21 protein-coding genes and 2 pseudogenes are annotated in these 23,567 nt (G+C 42.2%); 14 read left to right on the forward strand and 9 right to left on the reverse strand.

What is annotated here, in order from left to right; all coding sequences use genetic code 11:
• Window positions 1–1,097 precede the first annotated feature (1,097 nt).
• Both MAS10914_RS0105865 and MAS10914_RS0105870 read left to right on the forward strand, forming a co-directional pair.
• A complete protein-coding gene (locus MAS10914_RS0105865; RefSeq protein WP_017313974.1) occupies window positions 1,098–2,750 on the forward strand; it encodes an IS1182 family transposase in 1,653 nt (550 codons plus the stop codon).
• Between the two features lie 96 nt (window positions 2,751–2,846).
• Window positions 2,847–3,287 carry a hypothetical protein gene (locus MAS10914_RS0105870; RefSeq protein ID WP_017313973.1) on the forward strand — a complete coding sequence of 147 codons (441 nt, stop codon included), beginning with the start codon at window positions 2,847–2,849 and terminating at the stop codon, window positions 3,285–3,287.
• Here the strand turns inward: MAS10914_RS0105870 and MAS10914_RS0105875 are convergent.
• Window positions 3,284–3,463 (reverse strand): hypothetical protein, encoded by a 180-nt coding sequence (locus tag MAS10914_RS0105875; protein WP_156818096.1) that lies wholly within the window; start codon window positions 3,461–3,463, stop codon window positions 3,284–3,286. The two genes, MAS10914_RS0105870 and MAS10914_RS0105875, sit on opposite strands and share 4 nt — an antisense overlap.
• Before the next feature lie 168 nt (window positions 3,464–3,631).
• Here MAS10914_RS0105875 and MAS10914_RS33450 point away from each other — a divergent pair.
• The 4 genes and pseudogenes from MAS10914_RS33450 to MAS10914_RS33945 all read left to right on the forward strand — a co-directional run.
• A pseudogene (locus MAS10914_RS33450) lies at window positions 3,632–3,822 on the forward strand (insulinase family protein); the annotation flags it as partial.
• A gap of 912 nt (window positions 3,823–4,734) precedes the next feature.
• Complete coding sequence (locus tag MAS10914_RS29675) at window positions 4,735–5,595, forward strand: hypothetical protein (protein WP_017314979.1); 861 nt, start codon at window positions 4,735–4,737, stop codon at window positions 5,593–5,595.
• A gap of 30 nt (window positions 5,596–5,625) precedes the next feature.
• The gene (locus MAS10914_RS33940; RefSeq protein WP_156818097.1) at window positions 5,626–5,796 is read left to right on the forward strand and encodes a hypothetical protein; all 171 of its coding nucleotides are present in this window, start codon (window positions 5,626–5,628) and stop codon (window positions 5,794–5,796) included.
• A gap of 47 nt (window positions 5,797–5,843) precedes the next feature.
• Window positions 5,844–6,053 carry a hypothetical protein gene (locus MAS10914_RS33945; protein ID WP_156818098.1) on the forward strand — a complete coding sequence of 70 codons (210 nt, stop codon included), beginning with the start codon at window positions 5,844–5,846 and terminating at the stop codon, window positions 6,051–6,053.
• Window positions 6,054–6,481: 428 nt separating this feature from the next.
• Here the strand turns inward: MAS10914_RS33945 and MAS10914_RS36110 are convergent, their stop codons facing one another.
• From MAS10914_RS36110 to MAS10914_RS0105915, 5 genes are all read right to left on the reverse strand, one after another.
• Window positions 6,482–6,616, reverse strand: a complete 135-nt coding sequence (locus MAS10914_RS36110) for a hypothetical protein (protein ID WP_017314981.1) — start codon at window positions 6,614–6,616, stop codon at window positions 6,482–6,484.
• A gap of 217 nt (window positions 6,617–6,833) precedes the next feature.
• Window positions 6,834–7,115 carry a hypothetical protein gene (locus tag MAS10914_RS0105900; protein ID WP_017314982.1) on the reverse strand — a complete coding sequence of 94 codons (282 nt, stop codon included), beginning with the start codon at window positions 7,113–7,115 and terminating at the stop codon, window positions 6,834–6,836.
• 722 nt (window positions 7,116–7,837) lie between these two features.
• Entirely contained in the window at window positions 7,838–8,620 is a 783-nt protein-coding gene (locus MAS10914_RS0105905) for a peptidylprolyl isomerase (RefSeq protein ID WP_017314983.1), read from the reverse strand.
• A gap of 57 nt (window positions 8,621–8,677) precedes the next feature.
• A complete protein-coding gene (locus tag MAS10914_RS0105910) occupies window positions 8,678–10,243 on the reverse strand; it encodes an HlyD family efflux transporter periplasmic adaptor subunit (protein WP_017314984.1) in 1,566 nt (521 codons plus the stop codon).
• 74 nt (window positions 10,244–10,317) lie between these two features.
• Window positions 10,318–13,392, reverse strand: a complete 3,075-nt coding sequence (locus MAS10914_RS0105915; protein ID WP_017314985.1) for a peptidase domain-containing ABC transporter — start codon at window positions 13,390–13,392, stop codon at window positions 10,318–10,320.
• Window positions 13,393–14,934: 1,542 nt separating this feature from the next.
• Here MAS10914_RS0105915 and MAS10914_RS0105930 point away from each other — a divergent pair.
• The 6 genes and pseudogenes from MAS10914_RS0105930 to MAS10914_RS0105960 all read left to right on the forward strand — a co-directional run.
• A pseudogene (locus tag MAS10914_RS0105930) lies at window positions 14,935–15,096 on the forward strand (M42 family peptidase); the annotation flags it as partial.
• Window positions 15,097–15,326: 230 nt separating this feature from the next.
• Window positions 15,327–15,797 (forward strand): CBS domain-containing protein, encoded by a 471-nt coding sequence (locus MAS10914_RS0105935; RefSeq protein WP_198014964.1) that lies wholly within the window; start codon window positions 15,327–15,329, stop codon window positions 15,795–15,797.
• Window positions 15,798–15,897: 100 nt separating this feature from the next.
• On the forward strand, window positions 15,898–16,563 hold the full coding sequence (gene nblB / locus MAS10914_RS0105940) for a phycobilisome degradation protein NblB (RefSeq protein WP_017314990.1): 666 nt from the start codon (window positions 15,898–15,900) through the stop codon (window positions 16,561–16,563).
• 312 nt (window positions 16,564–16,875) lie between these two features.
• Window positions 16,876–17,310, forward strand: a complete 435-nt coding sequence (locus tag MAS10914_RS0105950; RefSeq protein ID WP_017314992.1) for a GNAT family N-acetyltransferase — start codon at window positions 16,876–16,878, stop codon at window positions 17,308–17,310.
• A 123-nt stretch (window positions 17,311–17,433) separates the two neighbouring features.
• Window positions 17,434–17,598 carry a hypothetical protein gene (locus MAS10914_RS33950; protein ID WP_017314993.1) on the forward strand — a complete coding sequence of 55 codons (165 nt, stop codon included), beginning with the start codon at window positions 17,434–17,436 and terminating at the stop codon, window positions 17,596–17,598.
• 503 nt (window positions 17,599–18,101) lie between these two features.
• Window positions 18,102–18,884, forward strand: a complete 783-nt coding sequence (locus MAS10914_RS0105960; protein WP_017314994.1) for an LEVG family PEP-CTERM protein — start codon at window positions 18,102–18,104, stop codon at window positions 18,882–18,884.
• Window positions 18,885–18,993: 109 nt separating this feature from the next.
• Here MAS10914_RS0105960 and MAS10914_RS0105965 read toward each other — a convergent pair whose 3' ends face one another.
• The 3 genes from MAS10914_RS0105965 to rpaB form a co-directional block, all read right to left on the reverse strand.
• Complete coding sequence (locus MAS10914_RS0105965; protein ID WP_017314995.1) at window positions 18,994–19,512, reverse strand: DUF456 domain-containing protein; 519 nt, start codon at window positions 19,510–19,512, stop codon at window positions 18,994–18,996.
• Between the two features lie 49 nt (window positions 19,513–19,561).
• A complete protein-coding gene (locus tag MAS10914_RS0105970) occupies window positions 19,562–20,215 on the reverse strand; it encodes a cofactor assembly of complex C subunit B (RefSeq protein WP_026082354.1) in 654 nt (217 codons plus the stop codon).
• Window positions 20,216–20,308: 93 nt separating this feature from the next.
• On the reverse strand, window positions 20,309–21,037 hold the full coding sequence (gene rpaB, locus MAS10914_RS0105975; RefSeq protein ID WP_017314997.1) for a response regulator transcription factor RpaB: 729 nt from the start codon (window positions 21,035–21,037) through the stop codon (window positions 20,309–20,311).
• A 169-nt stretch (window positions 21,038–21,206) separates the two neighbouring features.
• On the opposite strand from rpaB, the gene radA reads away from it, so the two are divergent.
• Together radA and MAS10914_RS0105985 are read left to right on the forward strand one after the other, a co-directional pair.
• Complete coding sequence (gene radA / locus MAS10914_RS0105980; protein ID WP_017314998.1) at window positions 21,207–22,745, forward strand: DNA repair protein RadA; 1,539 nt, start codon at window positions 21,207–21,209, stop codon at window positions 22,743–22,745.
• Window positions 22,746–22,833: 88 nt separating this feature from the next.
• Window positions 22,834–23,541: a Uma2 family endonuclease gene (locus MAS10914_RS0105985; RefSeq protein WP_017314999.1), complete on the forward strand. Its 708-nt coding sequence runs from the start codon at window positions 22,834–22,836 to the stop codon at window positions 23,539–23,541.
• The last annotated feature ends 26 nt before the right edge of the window (window positions 23,542–23,567 follow it).

Raw genomic sequence — 23,567 nt, forward strand, 5'->3', positions numbered from 1 at the left:
TCACCCTAACTTTCAATGCTAGCAGTACATTTTCTTAAGTTCAGTGGGTTTCATTAAATATCACTATAATTTGATATTTTCTCTGATATCTCTCCTTGCAGAAGGAAGGTAATTTACCTACCTCTTCCCTCTTAGGGAAGGCTAGGTTCATTTTTTTTGTTACGTCTCACCAATTTTTTTTGATAACTGTAAAGGTCTTTGAAACCTTACCCAATTCTAATTTTGATGTCTTACGTTTTTATTAAAGTTTGCCAAACAGACTCATATTTTTTCACTACTGCTAAGGAGAAATATGAAAACTTTTTGTTAAAAGAGTTTTGCAATTTTTTGAAAATAAAATTACCTTCGCTCATTACAGACAAATTAGAGACACTAAAGGAATGTGAGAATTTGACTTTTATTTCTCTCTCCACAGCGACAGAATAACGTTCATAGCTTAACCTCTTGCTCTTGTAGTTTATTTAATTTAATTAACAAAAAAGTTGGAAAACTATCCCACTGCTAACAAGTAGAAGCATCAAGGTCAGGTGTCTGTGTAATAAGTATTATTACTGCAACCTGATATTAAATGCTTAGAAAGCACCAGTTTATTATAGATTTGAAATCATCCGCTAGATAATTTCAACCATAAATCCTTAAAAAGGATATCAACAGCACCTTGTTCCTTAATTATTACTTAGTAAATTCCTTAAAATATTGTCAAGTATCTAATATTTTTTTATATAAGAAATATACAGATATAAACATTATATTTTCCACTTACAATCATAATTATAAATTTATATGTATCAATAAAGAATTCAGACTTAGGATAGATAAATATGAAGACTTCTATCGTGAGTATGAAACTACTATAGCAGTCCGAAATCATTTGTGAGAAACCACTAATGACAAATGACGAATGATCCTATGGCTGACGCCACGCGTTACGGCTATGATACCGTTGGCGAAATATTACTTAACATAAAAACGGAGAGTTTACGGTGTATTACATGATAAAGAGAGCTACACTCCACCATGTAATACACGGTAACAAAAAATGAACTTAGCTGCCTCAATTATCAATAAACTAGAAGAAATACCTTTGGAGGCAGTATATGTGCTTACATCCGGAAAAAATTCCTCCTGTTCCCAATGAAACGGTACGTGTAGCCAAAGCCGCGTTTCCCAAAGGTAATTTATATATGCGATTGCGTGATGAACTTGGGGTATTTTATCAGGATGAAGATTTCGCATCGCTTTATCCACAACGCGGTCAACCTGCACTTGCACCTTGGCGTTTGGCAATGGTACTGGTGATGCAATATTTAGAAAATCTTTCAGACAGGCAAGCAGCCCAAGCAGTGCAAGGACGGATTGATTGGAAATATGCTTTGTCGTTGGAGTTAACAGATCCAGGTTTTGACTTTAGTATTTTAAGCGAATTCCGTGATCGATTGATCTCAGGTGGTATTGAGCAGCAAATACTAGACAAGATGCTGTTGAGATTTCAGGAACTCAAACTGCTGTCAGCAAGAGGAAAACAGCGCACTGACTCAACTCATATACTAGCGGTGGTCAGAGAGTTAACAAGACTGGAACATCTGGGAGAAACCCTGCGGTATACTTTAAATGCTGTGGCAGAAATAGCACCCACCTGGCTGAAGTCATTGGCTCCCCCCGAATGGTATGACCGCTATAGCAAACGCTTTGAAGATTCCCGACTACCCAGAACGGCTCCAGAACGAGAAGCTTTGGCTGTGACAATTGGGGCTGATGGCTTTGATTTACTTGATGCTATCTATTCTCAAACAGCACCCGTTGAATTGCGACAACTGCCAGCCGTAGAAGTTTTGCGTCAGGTCTGGTTACAGCAATACTATGCACCAACAGAGAAAATTCAGTTACGCAATGAAAAAGATGGCCCGCCTTCGGCACTACGAATTCGCTCACCCTACGACTTAGAAGCGCGTAATAGTACTAAGCGCACTACCAACTGGACAGGGTACAAAGTGCATCTAACAGAAAGTTGTGATGAAAATTTACCTCATATCATTACTCATGTAGAATCTACTCCTGCTACAAGTCAAGACCAAACGGTTGTTCCCTCAATTCATCAAGCTCTGGAGCAGAAAGACCTTTTACCTCAACAGCATTTGGTTGATCAAGGGTATACTTCTTCCCAATTGCTTTCTAGCTCACAGCGAGACTATAACATTGATTTGTTCGGGCCAGTAGCCCTCAACGTTGGATGGCAAGCAAAAGCAGGTCTTGGATTTGATTTATCTCATTTTAAAATAGATTGGGAGCATAAAGCCGTATATTGTCCTCAAGGTAAGCGTAGTTACCTTTGGAAAAAGAATAAAGACGTTTATGGAAAACCCGTAATTTACGTCGAGTTTCGGCAGCGTGATTGTTTAGCGTGTCCGGTTCGGTCTCAATGCACTCGTGCAAAAACAAACCCTCGTGGGTTAACCATACAGGTGCAATCCGATTACGAAGCTCTTCAAAAAGCCAGGGAACGACAAAAAACTGAACAGTTTCAAAAACAGTATGGGCTGCGCTCAGGTATTGAAGGAACTATCTCTCAAGGAATCCGAGCATTTGAAATGCGCGACTGCCGTTATATTGGGCTAGCTAAAACTCACTTACAGCATATCCTGACGGCAGCCGCTATCAATCTAGGTCGAGTTTTCGCTTGGTTGGAGGAGATACCACGGGCTAAAACTCGCTCCTCACACTTTGCGCTTCTGGCAGAACCAAACATTTAAATCCTACGAAATAATCTGTTGCTTTTTCCGTGTATTACTCGGTGAGAGACCTGGTTTTCAGGTTAAACTAAGACGGTGTCATACACGGAAGTTGGGATGCTAAAACGAGATATTCAGGGGAAATTTGCTCTCAAGAATGAAGATTATCGTCTAGTTCGTTCATTGAGATTAACTGATGAAACCTGGAAGGCTATTGGTATTGCTTCTGAATGCTTAGGCTTAACCAGGGCTGATTATTTAGAACACATTACTAGGCATAAGAATCTACCGAGTATTACACGGTTAGACTCAGAAAATTTCACTCAGACTCGACCAGAAAACGAACCTCCTCCGTGTAATACACGACAAGAGGATTTTCATCAAACATCTAATCCCGTTATTACAGAACAGTCTATTGCTCTGCCAATGGTTGCAGAACTTGAAATTTTACGTGACCGTGTTTTGTCTGAACTGAAGTTAGGTAAACAAGCACCTGGGTATAAAACTGCTCAAAAAGCTCTCAATCGTTTCATTGTTGAACTGACCCGTTCAGTTTAGATGTTTTGGGAATTCGCCAACGGTATCCGGCTATTGGGTATCTCCTTTGGAGAGGCTACGCCTATGCCTGCGGCACGCTTTGCGCTTACGCCAGTCGCCGTGACAGAAGGAAACCAACTTGGCTGCGCTGGCTCACTAAGGACAGCCTTCTCCTGCCCCAGACGCTGCGCGAACACGAAAAATTTCACAAATCAAATAGGATTGCTATACATATAGAATTCTTTAAAATACCTACTGTATTAATAACTATATAAAGTAGGAAAATAATAAGGTAATTCGTAAGTTGCTAGAAACCTGAGTTCCTTCTAAAGTTATAGCCGTGACTCTTAAATAAAATAAGTTAGTTAGAAATGTGGATGCCGCTGGAGTTAGATCAATTTCTGGAATCTATATTTTGCTTTTATAAAGAAAAAGAGCGGATTTTGGAGGAGCGACACCTGCGGGTGGAAAACTTGCCCATTGGACTGATGTTAGAGAAGTTTATTGATACTGCTCATAAAGTTCATCCCTACAAGCTCAGGTGATTGGCTACGACTAAGATATCTGCAATTGGATGTGTTGCATGGTTTTGGCAGAGGCTTGTTTAATCAAGTACGATTGCGTGCAGCACACCACCCTTGAGGCGATGCTCCTCTGGAGGAGCCGCCCCACCAAGGTCTAGCTTATTCGATATAGAGTGTCTCGAGTCTCCACCATGACTACCCTGAAGTATTCATTGATAGGGCACAAATGCGCTCCGATGCTACAGTAATATTTCGTTTCCTGGTGTTGAGCCAGGGAAATGCTAACCGCGAGAATTAGTACAAACCAGCTAGACTTTCATTGTCGTTTGTTCTCAGAACAAGTATGGCAAAGAGGATTAGATTAAGGCTCAACAAGGCTGCTGAATCGCCTTACAAATAGAACACGCAAGGGTAAGATGAGTGCTTGCACCAAATTTACAGCTATTTTCAGGTAAATAGACCACACTGTAAGGGCGAACGGCGGTTCGCCCTTACGTTCGATTGTGGTTCAAATACATGAAAACTGCTGTAAGTTAATTTTGTATAATAGCGTATTTATAGTAATTACATCTAGTAAAACTGCGTATACTTGCAATCTTATCATTAAAGTATCGTATGATGTTAAATTTTGACGATGGCTTACACAAATTGGCAAAAAATCTTCCAAAAGAGTCTTAGTATTGATACTTGGGTAATAATTTACCTGCTAGAGAGTTATCGCAACATTACTGATGCGATGACTAGGGATCTTTGTTTGCCAAAACGGTTAAAAGCTTCCTCTGTGACTGAAGAAGAAATTTTCTTTCAGCACTGCAAAAGTAGATTGGGAGATTTCCGATGTATGTCATGTCTGCTGTTAATTTTTGTACTCATCTAAGCAGTTAGGTGAGTGAATGGGCTGAAAACGGGACAAGTATAAAAAAAATATAAAAAGAGGATTGTTTATGAAGCAATATCAGAGATTTACCCAGCGCTTCTTACTACTGCTTACTCCGTGGATAGCTAGCTCACTGTTAGCAGCGTCACCCAGTCAGGCTGCTAGCTTGGCACTATCTGAAGGAGAAGTAGAGCTTACAAGATTGAGTCAAAACCCTTCAGTCACTGGGACTGAAACTGACAGTAACACCGTGACCATAGCCAATGATGGTATGGTAGATGCTTTTGCCAACGCAGAAGCAACTTTTATAGTGACTTCACCAACAGCATCCAATTCATCTTTGAGCCTCAGCTTTGGTGAAGGTAGAGATTATTTAGGATTAGCAGAAAGTGAGGCTACAGTTATCGGTAGCTTTGATGTAGATGCAGGTACACCTTTTTCTTTTGACTTTACAGCTGATTTAACCCTAGCAACATCAACAGATAATCCATCAGAGGAAAATGCCAGAGCAGCTGGAGATATAAGTTTGGCGTTAATCAATAACGCTGATGATAGTATTTTGGACTTCTTCAACCTCACAGGTAATTTAAACACCCCAGGTGATGACGACTTTATCGCATACCAACAAAGTGATAGTATTACATTGAGCAATCTTGTCACTACGTCTGATTTTGAAGGAAATCAGGAATCTGCCACAGTTTCTATTCAGGGATCTCTACAAAGCTCTTTTGCTAATACAACAAATCTAACCTTAATTGAAGTTAAGAGGAATCAGGCTAGAGTGGCTACAGTACCTGAACCTTCTAATTGTTCAACTTGCCTAGCTATACTCTTTTCTAGTAGCGTCATAGGGATTGTTTTAAAAGGTAAACGCAAAGAAAAAACCTCAGTTTGCTTGTTAGGTAGAATCGTAGCCACTGAGGTTTGAGACCTAATACTTTTCAGTGAGCGATGTTCAGTGCTTGCCGAGTCGCCTAACTCCATAGAGGGAGCATCCCCTGAAGGCGAATCGCCCTGCGAAGACAGCGCACGCACTCGCGTTCAGATTGGAAGTCTGGGGCTACAAAAACAAAGCCTGCTGACGCTGGCTCAACATCAGTCCTTGCCTTGCGGACGCTTGTTTGTGTAGCCTCCCCAGTGAGTTGCGGTGAGTAAGCGCTCTCCGGCGGGTTTCCCGTGCCCCTAACTATAGCGCTTCTCGTTTGGATGAAGTACAGATTTATCTGTGTTTATCTGTACGCCAGTCGCCACAACGGGGGGCTTCGGGGTCCCCACGGAGGAGCCAGCCGCGTGGGCGGGTCTCCCGACTTGAGCGGACTGGCGTTGGGGTTGGGGGGAGACCCCCCTCCGGGTATGCCTGCGGCACGCCTGACGGCGTTGGCGTAGCCTGTCCGCAGGACTTACACCAGTCGCCTAGGTCGGGAAACCCTCCTGCATAGCGCTGGTTCACCGCCAGGCGCTGGCTCGTCCATCTGTGGTTCTTATTTCTTGATGTATTGCACTCAACTGAGAACCGCTATATTAGCAGTGACCAGACGCAATGAAATATAGCGTCTGGTCGTTTAATTTTTGCCCTCCCACTTGGGATAACTAATAGAGTTAGATATTGAGTGACCCCTACCACTGTTGCCAGAAGAAATATTGACTGAAACGGTTTGATTAACTTGACTTTGGTTATTGCCAGATGCTTTTTGCTTCAGCAATAATCTTGTCATCTAGCGAGACTATCCTTTTGATGATAAGTTGATAACGAGCCATTTTGCTACCACCTATCATTTTTATCGAAGCTTAAGGAACTGCTAGGTGCTAACTAACTATTGAAAAACTTGTGGCATATTGACCACCATTCTCAAGTCACCAACAGTTGTACCTGCTACAACATTGTCCTCTTGATTTGAAAGCACATATCCATAGTTACCACTGCTTTCGCCATCCTGGCACTTCCCCATAACTAGAAAGTTCAGCTTTACAAAAACTCAGGTCACAAATTTTCAATCTACTCATGACACAACCATGGTAAAAACCTATATCGCCGAAATCTTTTAAAAAGATTTCGGCGATTTTAGCAACCTTTTGAAGTATTTTTTTGTAATTTTTTCATCTCATCAATAACGAGATGAAAAAACTTTACAAATCACTTCATACAAAGAGGTTATTGAATTGGAATTAGTAGGTTGCAGAGTCTGATTCAGAGAGAGAAACAGACGAATAATAGTCGGTATAAGTAGCGGTCAAAGTGTTGGTGAAGGAATCGTAACCAACTGCTTCAGCTGCTGCTTCAGCTTCAGCTATATTGCCATATACTTTGGCTTTAGCATAGATATCCTTGTAGATATCGACCTTTATATCTTTATCGACCTTTATATCTTTGTAAAAGTCAAAACTTCCTCCTCCTACAACATCTGCGCCTTCAACAGATTCCAAAAGATTCAAATCAGAGATAATCATAGGTTTCTCCTGGGAATTTACTTGTTTTTACTTTTCACTTTGGTTTGGGAATTACTGATGTAAGCTTTTTGTTTTTGCTTACATTTACCAATATACAATATTTACTTTAAAAAACAAGATTATTTTGTATTTTTTTGATAAATATTTTTAATATTGCATTTCGATAATTGTGACTTGTGACTTATATTTAGTCAGTTTTTAAATAAAAAAATATGAGGATTTAATCAATACAAAACTTTATATTGACTACTGTAAAAGATATTATTACATCAACTTTTAATTAGCTCAAAATATCCATAAAAAACACCTCGACATTTTTAAATAGAGAAAATATTACTCAAGTTTGTCATGCTGTTAAGCTGTTGGTTATAGGGTTTTCCTGCCCGATAGCCTTGATGTAAGGACTACAGCCTACAAAAAGTGCATACAGCAGAATAAAGGCGTCAGTTGTCAGAAGCGGAGCCACCAGATGCTCCGCCTCCGGTCAGAAGTAAAATTGGCTCATTGTCTGACTTTTAGACAAAGCGCGTTGTACTTCATTTACTTGCAATGTGCTGTAACAGCTTACTTCCTACTGATTACCAATTCTTCTTAACAAAATGTATTTTTTAAACATTATTGAACCCCAACAATTCCTTATATCCTCTCTTTGAGCAGGAGGAGTATCTATGACAAAAATTGGTTATTTCTTTTGAAAGCCTGGTTTTTATTTAATAACATAATTAAGCCTTTTTTCGTAACTCTTTAGATGTTCGTAAATTATGAAATAAATCTAGCTGTGTGATAATTTCCATTGTTTGAATTTGTTGTTTTAACCATAGAGAAAACAATTCTTGCTGAATCGTGGCACGCAACTGCTCATCCAATTTAGGTTGAATAATTTCTTCTACCCAAATTAAATACACTCCCTTTGGAGTCGTAATTGGTTTGAGAATGTTTGGTGGATTGGCTGCAAATACAGCGGATGCAATCTCCGGTCGAAAATCTGTGCGGCGTCGCGTTCCTTGATATCCACCAGAACGACGCAATTCCGGTTCTTGAATATACTCACGAGCGATACTTTGGAAGCTGGTTTCACCTTCTTGCAAGGCATAAAATAATTCCAAAGCTAAGTCTCTTTGATCAAAGATAACTTCATAGGTGACAGCAGCGACGTAATTAAGTTGATGTTCGTAAAAGAACTGTTCAACTTTATCCGCAAATAAATGATTAACTAACTTTTTATAAAGAATGCTGTCATGGACTAACTCTTCAAATTCATCTAGAGCAAGATGATGTTTTTTTAGCCAAGCCCAAGTGTCTTGAGCTTTTACGAGCTTTTTAGCGAATCGTAGTCTATCTCCTTCCTGCTGTAGTTCTTCGTCCGAAACTTTAATTCCTGCTTTCTGAGCAGCCTCAGTAATAATTTTTTGAGTTGCTATAGCTTCCATGACAGTAGGAATCTGACAAGAAAGTTTAAGGTTGCGAATGATATCTTCGTAGGAAATGGTCAAACGGTTTGACATATGTATGCAATTCTTCTGATAATTTTAGATTTTGGATTTGAGATAATGGAATTTTTATTAAAGCTCTAAACCGCCGGTTTGCAACTTCTTAAACGGGTCTAAAATGTAGTCAATAACGCGGCGCTGGCGGACAATAACCTCAGCAGTAGCAGTCTGACCGGGAGTGATGGAGATACGTTTGTCACCATTCTGGATGAACTGCTGATTTAGGGTGATTTCTAACTCAAAGTTTTCGATGTTACCTTGAGGAGATTGAGTGAGTTTAGAGTCAGGAGAAATCCAGCTAACACGCCCAGAGACAATGCCATACTCCTGGAAAGGATAAGCATCAAACTTGAGTTTGACAGGCATCCCCACTTTTAAGAAACCACTATCTTGGCTAGGCATCTGAGCCTTAAGTACTAACTCAGTATTCTTAGGTGCAATTTGGGCAACTCTGTTACCGGCTTGTAGCACAGCGCCAGGCTTAGTCACCGGCAACTCAAAAATCACACCATCAATTGGCGAACGCACCACTCGTTGTTGCAACTGAATCTTTAAGGATGTGATTTGGCTGAGTGTTTGAGCAATTTCCGATTGCAGGGAGTTGATTTGTGTTTGCATATCTTTAAGTTGTTCTTGACTTTTTAACAAAGCCAGTTGACCAGTATGAATCAGGCTTTGATAGCTGCGTTGTTCCTCTTGCAAACGCAGTTGTGCAAGCTCGATATCAGACTTAGCTTGCTCAACACTCTTGTGATAATTGCTCTGGTGTTCAAGCAAGCTAGAGTGAGCCTGAGAAATATCAGACTGAGCTTGCACATGGCGTTCGTGGTTTTCTTTAGCAGACTGTTCCACTTCCTTGAAGCGGTCTAGTGACATCACACCGTCTTCATAGGCTTTTTGATAGCGTGGGACTTTTTCTTGAGCGGCGTGTAAACGAACTTGTGCTAACTGATGTGCAGCTTGACTGGACTCGAGAGCTTGCTGCATCTGGTTAACTTTCGCTAGTTTTTCTTGTTTTTGTAAGTTAAGAGTAGTTTTGAGACCATCGAGGTTCTGTTGCGCTTGTTGCACCTGAGACTGTTTTGCCAATTGTTGAGCTTGGTTTTGTTGCTCTTGGGTACGCACACTCAGCAACAATTGATTTTTCAGCAGTTCTAAATTCTGCCGCTTATTTTGCAGCCCGGCGAGTTTTTCTTGCACTTGCTCGAGTTGAGTTTTCAACACATCTGATTTGAGTTCGAGCAGCACCTGCCCAGCTTTGACGGTTTCGCCTTCTTTGACCTTGACGGCAACAACGCTGCCTTCGGCTTGAGTGTCCAGTTTTTGGGTTGCGCCTAATGGTTCGATACGCCCTCTGGCGCTTCCTGTTTCATCCACCTTCGAGAGCATTGCCCATGGTAAGGCGATGGCTACAAAGCCTACCAACAGATACAGCAACGAGCGCGTCCATGCTTGCGGTAAGGCATCGAGCAGTTCTTCGGTTCCGTAGAACCAATCTTTTGCTTCTTGTGTGTCTTTTTGATATTCCAGATCAGTAGATTCTTTGACTTCTTGAGGTTCAGCAGAAAGATAACTTTGCTCCTCATCCGGCTCCGGTTTGGGGAGTGTGGATGATGAATTGTGAGATTGGTTTGGCATAATTCCATTTCAAGAATAGGGAGTGAGGGGGAAATAAGTTACTTTTGACTTTTGACTCTTGAGTTTTCCCTAACTCAACCTGCATGAGCGAGTTGTTGCTGGTTGAGGTAGTAGTAATGCCCTTTTTTGGCGATTAATTCATCGTGAGTCCCGCTTTCCACCAAGACTCCTCGGTCTAGAACTAGAATCAAGTCAGCATTACGCACAGTAGAGAGGCGATGGGCAATTATTAGACTTGTCCGCCCTTTGAGAATTGTTTTTAGGTTGTTCTGGATGATGCGTTCAGATTCCGCATCCAGGTTACTGGTCGCTTCATCGAATATTAAAAATCGCGGATTACCTAGCAAAGCACGGGCGATGGCTAGGCGTTGGCGTTGTCCACCAGACAGCATTCCCCCGCCTTCACCGATTTGGGTTTCATAACCCATTGGTAGTTGCTGAATAAATTCGTCTGCTCCTGCCAAACGAGCTGCCTCAATAATTTCTTCTAGAGAGGCTTCTGGGTGAGCAATACTAATATTTTCCCGAATCGTGCCGCCAAATAAGAAGGTATCTTGGTCTACCACACCAATTTGAGACCGAAGCGATCGCAAGGCAATACTACTGACATCGTGACCATCAATCAGCAATTTGCCCTCGGTGGCGGGATATAAACCCAAAATTAACTTAGAAAGGGTGGTTTTCCCAGAACCGCTCCGCCCTACGACCGCTACTGTTTGTTCGGGCTGGATTTCAAAGCTAAGATTTTCTAAGACATTTATCTCGCTTTCTGGGTGATAGCGGAAAGTGAGATTCTCAAAGCGAATGTGACCGTGAAGTTTACGTAGAGGCTTGCGGGGTGACGAGTAGAAGTCTTCTTCTGGTTCGGCTTCAAGGACATCATTAATGCGTTCGGTAGAAATGACGATTTCTTGGAATTGATTCCACACTACTGAGAGTCGCTTGAAAGGAGCGATCGCTCTGCCCAACAACATATTGAAGGCAACTAATTGTCCAATGGTGAGTTCGTTGTGAATCACCAACCATGAGCCATACCACAGCAATGTTGTATTCATCACGGTGTCGATGACGGCACTAGTCACTTGCAAGTTGTTGCCAATCACCTGTGCGGTAAAGGTTTTTTTAATCAAACTATTCAGCAGTTCCTCCCAATGCCAGCGCACCGTGTGTTCAATTGCCATTGAGCGGATAGAGCGAATTCCTGTGAGGGATTGAATCAGATAGCTGCTTTGTTCTGCTCCTGCATTGAAAATCTCTCTGGACATACGGCGCAAGATATTTGTGGAAGCCAGCGTCAGGATAAAAAATGGTGGCACAATCAACAGCGCCAGTAATGCCAGACTCCAGTTGTACCAGAACATCAATCCCACATAGATAAACACTGTCAGCAAATCGAGAATGATTGACAGTGTCTCGCCGGTGAGGAAGCGCTGAATTTTCTGGTTTTCTTGAATCCGGGAAACAATGTCCCCGACGTAGCGGGACTCGAAGAACGATAAGGGCAAGCGGAAGGTATGTTTAATAAAACCTACTAGCAGAGCAACGCTGACACGGTTAGCAGTGTGAGCCAAAAGATATTGGCGCACTCCACTCACAGCAATGCTGAACAAGCCAAAAATTATTAACCCCACACCGACAGCGTGTAATGTGGAGGTGCTACCCTGCACAATCACTCGGTCTAGCAGCAGCTGGGTGAATAGCGGCGTGACCAGTCCAAACACCTGAATGAGCACCGAAGCCAAGAAGACTTCTAGCAGTACCCAAGAGTGAGGTTTGAGTAACTCATAAAACTTCCAAAAGCCTGTAGTTTCTTCTTGGGCTTCTGTCAGTAGGGCTGTGGGTTGCAGTAACAATGCATACCCAGTCCAACCTTCTTTGAATTCAGCAGGGGTAAGGATGCGTTGACCGATGGCAGGATCGCCTACAATGACCTGCTTTTTGTTAATTTCATAGACAAGAATGTAGTGCTTGCCTTCCCAGTGAACAATGGCAGGCAAGGGTTGTTCTGCCAATTTATCGAAGCTGGCTCTCACAGGTCGAGTTACAAAGCCAATACTTTCTGCCACTATTGCTAGAGCACGCAGTGATGCACCACTGCGGTTGACGTTGGTTAAATCCCGCAGGCGATTTACACTCAAGCGCTTGCCCCAATAGCGACCAATCATTACTAAGCAGGCTGCCCCACAGTCAGAGGCGCTTTGTTGTGCGAAGAATGGATAGCGCTTGGTGAAGCGTCCCAACACTTGCCCTGCTCGGACTTGAGGACTGGGAAAGTAAGGTCGTGATTTTTTTTGCTTTTGTTTAGATGCAGAGTCTCGTTGGGGAAAAGGAATGACGTTTCCAGAAGTGGCTATTCGTTCTGGTCTAGACCTGCTAGGGTATCGCTGGCTGTCTTCCAATACCAAAGGCCGCTGTTGAGGTGCGACCAATTCCCCTAGCTGCTGCCAGTGTTCCCAGGCTGTTTGGCAATGTGAAGAGCGGAGAATGTAAGCAATGGTTGGCTGTGTCGCCTGCCAAAGACCCTGTTTTAGGTCTGAATAAATTTTGCCTGGTGTTAGACACTGACCATCTGTATGTCGCAGTTGTCCCTTGTGCAGCAGCCACACTTTACCATCTGGTAGTGGAGATATTTCCTCATTGGTGTCTAGGTGGTGCTGCTCAAATAGCGATAAGGCTGCGAGCATCCCTGGCACATCCGATGGCTGGCACTCAAGTTGCGAGTGTTGCCGACATAACAGTAGTAAATCCCACAGTTGTGCGCGTCGCAGTAGGTGAGCGTAAATGCTGGGGTATTTGTCCATCAATGCTTGCAGTATCTCTTGTTTGAGATAGCAAAGCTTGAGGTGGCTCGAAGCTTTGGCGGCGTATGGCACAAAGTCTTGTGCAAACAGTGTTGCTTCTCCAAACCAGGAGCCTGAACCTAGAGTTGTGATTAAGTTCTCTGCGCTGTCTAACAGTCTGACCTTGCCACGAAGAACTAAATATATTCCGGCTCGACTATCTGTTGTTTGCCAAAACTGCTTTGTGGGTGCTGGTTCCACGATTTCTGCGTGTGCGCTCCACTTTACCAGTTCCTGTTGTGAAACTGTCTCACCTAAAGCTGTGATGAGTAGTTGATATAGCTTCTGTTGCGAAAATTCTGATGGCATGACTTCTCCTCCACCGAAACAATTCGTCTTTGGTCTGAACTAAAATTTGTTGACCAATGAAAATTAGTTCTCGGTTGGATTACCGATTGATGCCACCAAAGCTTGCTGCTTATGAAGTAGCGGCTTAACAGAAGCTTGTTGTTGACTCGTTTGGTGTGACATAATTGTTGCCAGTTGGCGTCATAAAAACGTGGGCGAATGCGTCCGTCGCAGCTGTTGGCAAAATCCCAAGCGTAAAGGATTGACAGCTGCGAAGTTGATAAGTGATGTGCAACTAGCCCTGGAAGTATCCCCCCTAGTGTTTTAGGAGTATAGGGGGGTGATTCCTGGGTTATCTTAGACCATCGGAAACTCCCCCTAGTGTTTTAGGAGTATAAGGGGGTGATTCCTGGGTTATCTTAGACCATCGGAAACTCCCCCTAGTGTTTTAGGAGTATAGGGGGGCGATTCTTAAGTCTTACGAGACTTTAGTTCTCCAAATTTTAGAGAACTGGGTCATCAAAAAGTTGCAGGTACATCACGTCTTTGTTGATTTTATAAGATCAGGAAAATCTATATGTATTCGGAATTTTGTGCTCAAGAAATCATAGTACTTAGTTACCAAGCGGTAGTAAGCATCCCTGGTGAATTCTGCGTGCAGCATGGCTTTTTTGTCCATGATAAACAACAGTATTTGGCAAAGCTATTAAAAGCAGTGAACTTGTCAATGGTTAATTAGAGTATTCCAAGCCTTTGTCTTTTGTCTAGAGAAATAGTATCGTTTTATACTATTTTATCTAAACCTGATAAAAATCGTAAAACTCACAGGAACCTTTTGGCAATCAACATATAGTTGATAATTTTAATGAACTTTGCCAAACGAATAACTAACTTAACCTCAAAATTTTCAGTTTGGTTGAATTGGCTTGTAGAAAGATGAGAAACCTGTCTGATGGCTGGAAACCTACTTCGTAGCTAACTTCAAGAGTCAATGCAATTCCTACTTGTTGCATTAGTTTGATACTAGCTCTTTTCTAATCAGGAGACTGCTGTAAATATGAAATTACCTAGAAGATAATTTCAAATCCTGAGCAATACATCCTAACTTCCACAGATTACTGAATATTCAGTAATCTTTAATTCAATACTTATATATTAGTATTCTGTCAATTTTTTTCCACATAAGATTAAATCTTCATAGAAAATTCATAATTAGCTCATTAAATATTAACATTAACTTTTGTATCAAAATCTTGTTTTCAGCCGTATGAATAGTCTTCATCCAAACTACTATTAAGAATTTACAATTTTTTATATATAATCTGGAACTATCGAACTAAAAATAAGTCTGCAAACAAATTTCCTACAGCACTAAAGGTTGGATAATACAGTCTTGATATAGCAGTCCTATTTAAATTGTGAAACCCACGGTCTGGGTTGTCAAAAGTGACTCTGGACTCAAGACTTGCCTTAACGATAAATTCACAATTTCTGAAAGGATTGCTATATATAATTGTTTAGATAAAAAAGCCAGTAAGATTTTTGGTTAAATTAAAATAACTAATGTGGAATTACGACCACTTATTCACAACAATTGAACAATTGGTTATGCACCATTCTCCTAGTGGTGCAGAAGCAGAAATTAACCAATTCTTGATGCAGCAATTTGCGGCGTTGGAAGTGGAAGTTTGGCAAGACCGTGCCGACAATATCATTGCTAAAATTAAAAAGAATTCTTTTTTGATCCATAAATAAATATATTCGGCTTTCTACCAATACTCTTCACCCAGTTGTACAGAACTTATACCGACCAACGCCTGCGCGTTTTTTATTCTGAGTTCTGACAACTGTGTTCTGAGTTCTTTTTTGGTAACAATGTATGAACCTTATCAGGTTCATACCCGCAATTCTTTACAATAATCCCAGATAGGTTTATAAAAGGTGACAGCAAGCCAATGCCTAAGACCGTTGCCGACATCATGAGCCATGACCCGATTGTCGTCCGACCTGAAACTCCTCTACAGGAAGCCATTAAAATCTTGGCAGAACGGCGCATCAGTGGGCTACCTGTTGTAGATGATAGTAGTAACCTAGTAGGGATTATTTCGGAAACGGACTTGATGTGGCAAGAAACTGGTGTGACTCCTCCGGCTTACATCATGTTTCTTGATAGCGTTATTTATTTGCAAAATCCCGCCGAGTATGAACGTGGGCTGCACAAAGCCCTAGGGCAAACTGTTGGCGAAGTCATGAGCAAAAACCCTATCACCATTACTCCTGACAAAACTGTCACAGAAGCTGCTAGAGTGATGCATGATCGCAACGTTCACCGCTTGCCAGTACTTGACAGCGAGGGTCAAGTTATTGGTCTTCTCACCCGTGGTGACATAATTCGGGCAATGGCAGCCAGCCAAGATGAGTCATAAGTTATGAGTTATGAGTTATGACTCATTAGTCGCGTATGTGACTAGTGACAGTTGATTGTTGATTGTTTTTTTTTAAATCTTTGAAAATTGGGATAATCAAATGAGTATTACTCCTGAATCTGTAAAGCAACTGCTTAATTCCCAAGATTTAGGCGATCGCTTGCGAGCAGTTAATCAAATCCGTCAACTAGAACCATCTGTAGGTTTTGAGTTGATTCAAAATGCTATTAATGATAGTAATTCCCGCGTGCGGTACTCGGCTGTGAGCCAGTTGGATACTTTAGGCGGACAAAATTTAGACTTATCTTTAAATATATTGCGCGATCGCTTGCTCAATGACCCCGAAGCTGACGTGCAAGCAGCAGCAGCAGATTGTTTGGGTGCTCTTAAACTGCATGAGGCTTTTGAAGATTTACAACAACTTTACCAAACCAGCAACGAGTGGATTGTAAAATTCAGCATTATTGCTACATTAGGAGAGTTAGCTGATCCAAGAGCCTTTGAGTTACTAAAACAAGCACTCTCTTCAGACAATGACTTAGTTAAGACTGCAGCCATTAGTTCTCTCGGCGAGTTGGGAGATACTCAGGCTATCCCCCTCTTAGCTCCCTATGCAGCAGATCCAGATTGGCAAGTTCGCTATAGACTCGTGCAAGCCTTGAGTCATTTAGGCGGTACACAGACCAAATCCATATTAGAAAGTTTGGCGAATGATGAAGTAGAGGCTGTTGCAATTGAAGCCAGAAATTGTCTAAACGAAGCTTAAAAAGTCAGGGTTTACTGGGAATTTAACCAACACTGACCCCTGACTATCTAATTAGTACGCTTTGCAGGGAAGCTGAAAAAAGTATCCTACCAGCAGCAAAAAGTCCTTGATAGAAAAGAAACCTCGTCGCCCTCCACAACGGTACTTTCCCGACGCCAAACCAATAATTGTGGAATGTGAGCTAAACGAGTGTGCCCATTGTGGCAGTCCATTAGTTACTCGTAAGCTCTGGTACATGAGAAAAACTGTCCAAACAATGAACGGCGCTGCGTTTGTTGCAAGCAAGAGCAAAGTAAGTTGCTGTTTGAACACATGAGAATACCTTGGATATACCGAATTAAGACTGAACGCTGTATCCTGAGGTGCCCTTGCGAACAAGATATTCCATACGTGTTTTCAGCTACACGGTTTCAGGGGTTTAACGATGGTATGCTTTGGGAAGCTCCACAATCCATCGAAGAACTTCACGAACCCCTTCAACGAAATCTTCAAACTTGGGAGTCCGGTTTTGCTTATACATTTACAATTGAATGCGCCAATACTGGTACATTTCTCGGCAGAATTTCCATCAGAAAACATGACAAAGTAGACCATGTTTGGAATCTTGGGTTTTGGACACACCCAGAACACCAACGCAAAGGTTACATGACAGAGGCGGCTCTTGCTATTGTCGAGTTTGGTTTCACAGTTTTAGGGAGATCCATAAAAATAAATATCCAGCCGTCAAACTTAGATCTCTCGTCGTAGTCGCAACCCACCATACTACGGCTGGATATTTATTTACTGGTAAGTGCCTTAGAAGCCGACCGCATTGAAGCGTACCACGCCTTATGGAATACAGGTAGCGAGAAAGTATTAAAAAGGATTGGGATGAAATTTGTTCGCTATATCCCACAGGGTTTTCAAAAGCGCGGCGAGTGGGTGGAAGAAAACTTATTGGCAATTGAAAAAAAAAGATTGGAAGGCTTTAAAGGAAACTTAAAGCCTGTTTTCTTACCTGTACTTCATCCAAACGAGAAGCGCTATATTAATTAGACAGTCAGGGACAGTGGCAGATTTTCTTGGGTTAACTTCTTGGAAATGAGTATTAAGAATATTCTGATGCCGCGTCACCCCAAAGCTTCCTGATTTTAACGATTTCTCATTCTCTCGTTGGGAAAATATCCGTACTGGAGAATTGTATGTAGCAACTCTTGAGAAACTAAGGAATTTTACTGATAAAAATTATGACTGTTTTCAGTGCTTTTACTTAAATTATTATTGGATTTTTATCAAAATTCATTAAAAAAATTTTTAATTCACTTACTCTCAGTAAAAATATCAAAATTATTTTGAATATTGCATTCTTATTTCTTAGTCAATCATTCAATATTTATACGGATAAAAATAGCTTCAGAATCATCAAAATTAAGATTGTATCAATTCTGATTTTTTTGACTCCCAGAATCCGTAAAGAGTAAATAAAGTAGTGATGAAGGCAGAGGCAAAAACAATTGTGATTGCTGCCTTAAATATCAGAAATGGGAAGGAAGCAAGTCATGCGAAAGTTTAATTTTGTAGCGGCGACAATTTTAGGAACAACCATGAGCTTAGGTGTAGTTACTAGTATGCCTGCTGCTGATGCTAGTTCTCTGGTTCCTCAGCAAGAAGGCGAAATTCAACTTACCAACATAGATTGCATTGCCAGCACTTGTATAGACTTAGAGAAAGACTTTGGTTTTAAAGTGACAAGTCTAGCGTATGACTTTGATAGTAAAGAACCACAGTACGGACTGAGCCGTTTGTTTGTTGATGAGGGCGTGACAGAAAACGATTGGGGTTTTGGAATTAAATTTGGCATCCAAGATCCAGGAACCAACCCACCTGCTAATGAATATTCGTATCGTCCTGTAGCTTACGAGGCTACATCAGCAGATGCTGCCCCCACAGCAACAAGTACTGCAGCAGAAAATGGTCAGTTGGAAGTAGGTCGGTTCTTATTTGATCTGGGTAGCACTTATTCAGAAGTCACATTAGACTTCTTTGATGTGGAAGATAGCGATGTTAGCGGCGTTTTAGAAGTCAATGGAACCCCAGTTGAGCAGCTGCTTGCAGGGGAATCTAACAGTAACACTAAATCAATAACATTGAAAAATGTAAGTTCTTTCGTCGTTCAGTTGGGTAAGCCTGGTCCCGACAGTACATTTGACAAAACTGGTGATGGTGTCAGGTTGTCTGGGGTAACTGTACCTGAACCAGGAACGACTGTAAGCTTGGGAATGTTGGCGGTAGCTGGTTTATTTGGCTTGCGTCAACGTAAAAAGGTTTCACAACTGGGTTAATGTAAGTTAAGTGTTCATAGGCTAGAAGTCTAGAGCTAAACAAAAAAAGCCTGCTTCAGCAAGCTTCATGGAACCCGCGAAGGCGGGTTTTATCTGTTTATACGTAATTCTAAGCCCCAAATACCTGTGGCCAAGTTGTTACTAGGAAAACAACAACAGCTGAGATCGCCAGCAACCCCTGAATCAAATTTCCAACGAGTGTACCTACTACAATTCCAATACCTGCCTTAATAGCCACCTTCCAATCCCGTCGGTAAAGATACTCACCGATAATCGCACCCAGAAGTGGTCCTAGTAACATTCCTAATAATGGACCACCAACAGGTAATGTTGGCAATAATCCTAAAAAACCTACCACAAACCCAACAATTGCACCAATTTGTCCCCACTGACTAGCACCTGCTTTTTTTGCACCTAAATAGCTCGCTAAAAAATCAATTCCCACACTCAGTAATAAAACAATTATTGTCACAATAAGTGGTATTTTTATAGCGGCGAAGGAACCACTAATAAATCCCCAACTAATAATTGCAATTAAAATTAAACTGGCTCCTGGAATCGCAGGAACCACAGCGCCAATAATACCCACAACCATGAGGGCAACAAGTAACCAGTAAATAATTTGCATAATTATTCGTGAGTTGTTGGTTTTACTACAAACTACTAACCGCTAACCACTAACTATGACCTATTCCCTCTTTTAGGGTAACAGCTAATTTATCTGCAATTCCCGTAATCCAGTTTTCGTCTTGTTTGGTGTAGCTACGAGGAGCATTCGCTGCCAAAATCAGGACTCCTTTTGTGCCAATGGGTTGACAAATGACACCTTGAGTATTCTCTGGCAGATAATCAAATTCAATTCTTCCTGGATAGACTTTCAAATCTACGAGATAAACTGGCTTTTGTTTTTCCAGCACTCGTTTTAAGATGGGTCCTGGTAGGACTTGTGACTTAGAACTTAAAATTCCCCGCCGTAACAAAACTTTATCTTGATAGAAAACTACGAGCGATCGCGTCACCGTATTAGTTAACAACAAATGCGATGCCCACGCTAGTTCTGTTTTCACAACTTCTGGCAAGTCGGGTGCAAGCACAAAACCTTCTTCGCCAATGAGTTGTACCGCTTCAGGTAAACGCGGTTGTACCTGCTGCCAAATTAACCCAATTAAAATCAACACCGCACTCAAAATAACACCCAGCACATCTGCACGCGCTTGGGATGGTGTGATTTCTGGTGCTAGTAAACGGTTAATCAGCAAAAGTACAGCGCCCAAACCACCTACTACGATGGGTAGACGCCGTAAAACTCTATTGGGATCGGATTTAGTCATGCTTTTCACTGTGCTGAGTGCTGAGTGAAGAGAGCTGTAAGTGGGTATTTTCTTCATCTGTCCATCTCTTCATCTCCCTATCTCCCTATCTTTTCATTCTTCTCCTGGTTCAATGATCCGTTGGAATAGGTAGCCAGTACCTCTTGCCGTGAGGATTAACTCTGGGTTACTAGGATCGTCTTCCAACTTTGCCCGTAAACGGGAGATATGAACATCTACGACACGGGTATCCACATGGCGTTCTGGTGTATATCCCCAAACCTCCTGCAAAATTTCCGAACGGGAAAAAGCTTCTCCAGAGCGGCTTACCAACAACTCTAGCAAGCTAAACTCCATACCTGTTAACCGGATGCGCTCATCGCCTTTATAAACTTGCCGCTTATTCGTGTCAATTTTGATAGTGCTAACATGGATAACTCCAGAACTGGGAATACCAGAGGCACCTGTTTTGTCTACCCGTCGCAGCACTGAGCGAATGCGGGCTTCTAGCTCCTTAGGCGAAAAGGGTTTAACAACGTAGTCATCAGCACCCAACTCTAAACCTGTAATCCGGTCAGCTACATCCCCCAAGGCTGTTAACATAATAATTGGGACATCTGATTCCTTTCGTAATTCTTGACACACGCCGTAGCCATCTAGCTTCGGCATCATCACGTCTAAAACCACTAAATCAGGGTCAGCTTTGCGAAAAGTATCCAAAGCTTCTTCCCCATCACCTGCCGTAACCACATCGTAGCCAATCATCGAAAGGCGCGTTTCTAAAATCCGGCGAATGCTGGCTTCGTCATCTACCACCAGGATTTTTTCTTTATGACTTTCCAAGTTTCTCAACGCTCCTTAACTAAACTTTTTCATGATTAATTTTTACTACCATATTATTAAGATATCATTTCACAAATTGATTGGAAAAAACCTGCGTCTACTATGATTATTGGATTTTTGTTTACTCAAAAACTTAAGCAAAAATTAAGAATATTTAATAAGATTAAGAATGGCAAAGCCGAAGACATATTACGTTTGTAACGAATGCGGTGTAGAATCGCCCCAATGGTTTGGTAAGTGTGCAGCTTGCGGCACCTACAACTCCCTAGAAGAGCAGATTGCTATTCAGTCATCAACCGATATACCAAGTCGCGGAATGAGTGGATGGCATCAACAGGCGGGTAGCAAACCTACAGCAACTAAACCAGCCAAACCACGAGCCTCATTGACCTTTGACCAGATTACTGATCGCCAAGTCCCACGTTGGGCTTCTGGTTATGAGGAACTAGATCGGGTACTAGGTGGAGGAGTTGTTCCCGGTTCTATGGTATTGATAGGTGGCGATCCAGGAATTGGCAAGTCTACACTGCTGTTGCAAGTATCGAATCAACTGGCGCAGAGATACCGCATTCTCTACGTTTCTGGAGAAGAATCAGGACAACAGGTAAAATTGAGAGCCACTCGCTTGGGAGTGGGAAGACCTTTGAGTTTAGTAGGCGATGACAACGGTAATAACAATGTAGTCATAAAAACTCTCGAAGAAACTCCTAAAGTAGAAGAAACTGACGGCATAGGTGCTGATTTATACGTTTTGCCAGAAACAGACTTGGAAGAAATTTTGCGGGAAATGGACTCACTCAAACCAAATGTGGCTGTTATTGATAGTATTCAAACAGTGTTCTTTCCAGCTCTCACCTCTGCACCCGGTTCTGTAGCACAGGTGCGCGAATGTACAGCGGCTTTGATGAAGGTGGCAAAGCACGAGGACATTACCATGTTAATCGTGGGACACGTCACCAAAGAAGGAGCGATCGCCGGACCCAAGGTATTAGAACACTTGGTTGATACGGTGTTGTATTTTGAAGGCGATCGCTTTGCATCCCATCGGTTATTACGGACAGTGAAAAATCGCTTTGGGGCAACTCATGAAATCGGCATCTTTGAAATGGTAGACAACGGACTGCGAGAAGTCCCCAACCCCTCAGAGCTATTTTTGGGCAACCGCGACGATCCGGCTCCCGGTACTGCAATTGTTGTTGCTTGTGAAGGGACACGCCCGATTGTTGTTGAGTTGCAAGCCTTAGTGAGTCCCACCAGCTACCCCTCTCCGCGTCGTGCTGGCACTGGTATAGATTATAACCGCTTAGTGCAAATTTTGGCGGTGCTAGAAAAACGGGTAGGTATCCCAATGTCCAAGCTGGATTCTTACGTCGCCTCCGCAGGTGGGTTGAATGTGGGAGAACCAGCGGTGGATTTAGGAATAGCGATCGCAATTGTTGCCAGTTTCCGCGATCGGATTGTTGACCCCGGCACCGTACTTATAGGGGAAGTTGGGTTAGGAGGACAAGTCCGCTCAGTGTCACAAATGGAACTGCGGTTAAAAGAAGCGGCAAAACTGGGATTTAAAAGGGCAATTGTACCAAAAGGGCAAAAATTCCCCAGCCTCGACATTGAGATTTTGCCAGTATCAAAGGTCATAGATGCGATTATTGCGGCGATACCTCAGCAGGGGTTGACGGAGGAAGACTTGGCACCGGATGAGGAGTAACTCTACCTGAAGCCTCTCCCCCTAAGCACAGAGGGGTTATAGGCGAATAATGAATTAATAGCCCCAAATACAAAGAGGTAAATCAGCCATGATAGCCACTTCTACCCAGGATTACCAGATAACTTGGGAAAAATTACCCGATGATTACGTACTACCAAATCATCCAGTGGATAATATTAACCAGCCTCCCCTAGCCGCAGCTTTAACTGAAAGTTTGGAAATAACTGGCAGATTACCTGATAATGCGCTGACTCCAACAAATTACGGAATTTGTGCTACCTTAAATGGCAAAATTGTCATCAAAGCTCCTGATTGGGCATATGTGCCTAGTATCCGCGTTGCACGGGAAGAAGTAAAACGTAGTTACACGCCACAGCTGCAAGGAGATATGCCAGTTGTTGTGATGGAATTTATTTCGGATACAGATGGGACAGAGTATTCCATCAAACCAACCTATCCTCCTGGAAAATGGTTTTTCTACGAGCGCATCTTAAAAGTACCGAACTACTTCATCTTTGAACCCGATAGTGGCAGTCTGGAGGCTTATCGATTTGATAACACCGGACAGTATTTATTGCAAGCACCAGACGAAAATCACCACCACTGGATACCAGAAATGAACCTCTATCTTGGTGTTTGGCAAGGAACCCGTGAAAATCGCACAGGATATTGGTTGCGGTGGTGGGATGAACAGGGATTGCTGCTGTGGGGTTCGGAATTAGCCGAACAAGAACGGCAACGTGCTGAACGGCTAGCAGCACAATTGCGAGCAGCAGGGATAGAACCCGAAATTTGATTCAGCTCCAAACCCTTGTCTGTTTA

Source organism: Mastigocladopsis repens PCC 10914 (assembly GCF_000315565.1).
In the GTDB taxonomy this organism is placed as follows: Bacteria; Cyanobacteriota; Cyanobacteriia; order Cyanobacteriales; family Nostocaceae; genus Mastigocladopsis; species Mastigocladopsis repens.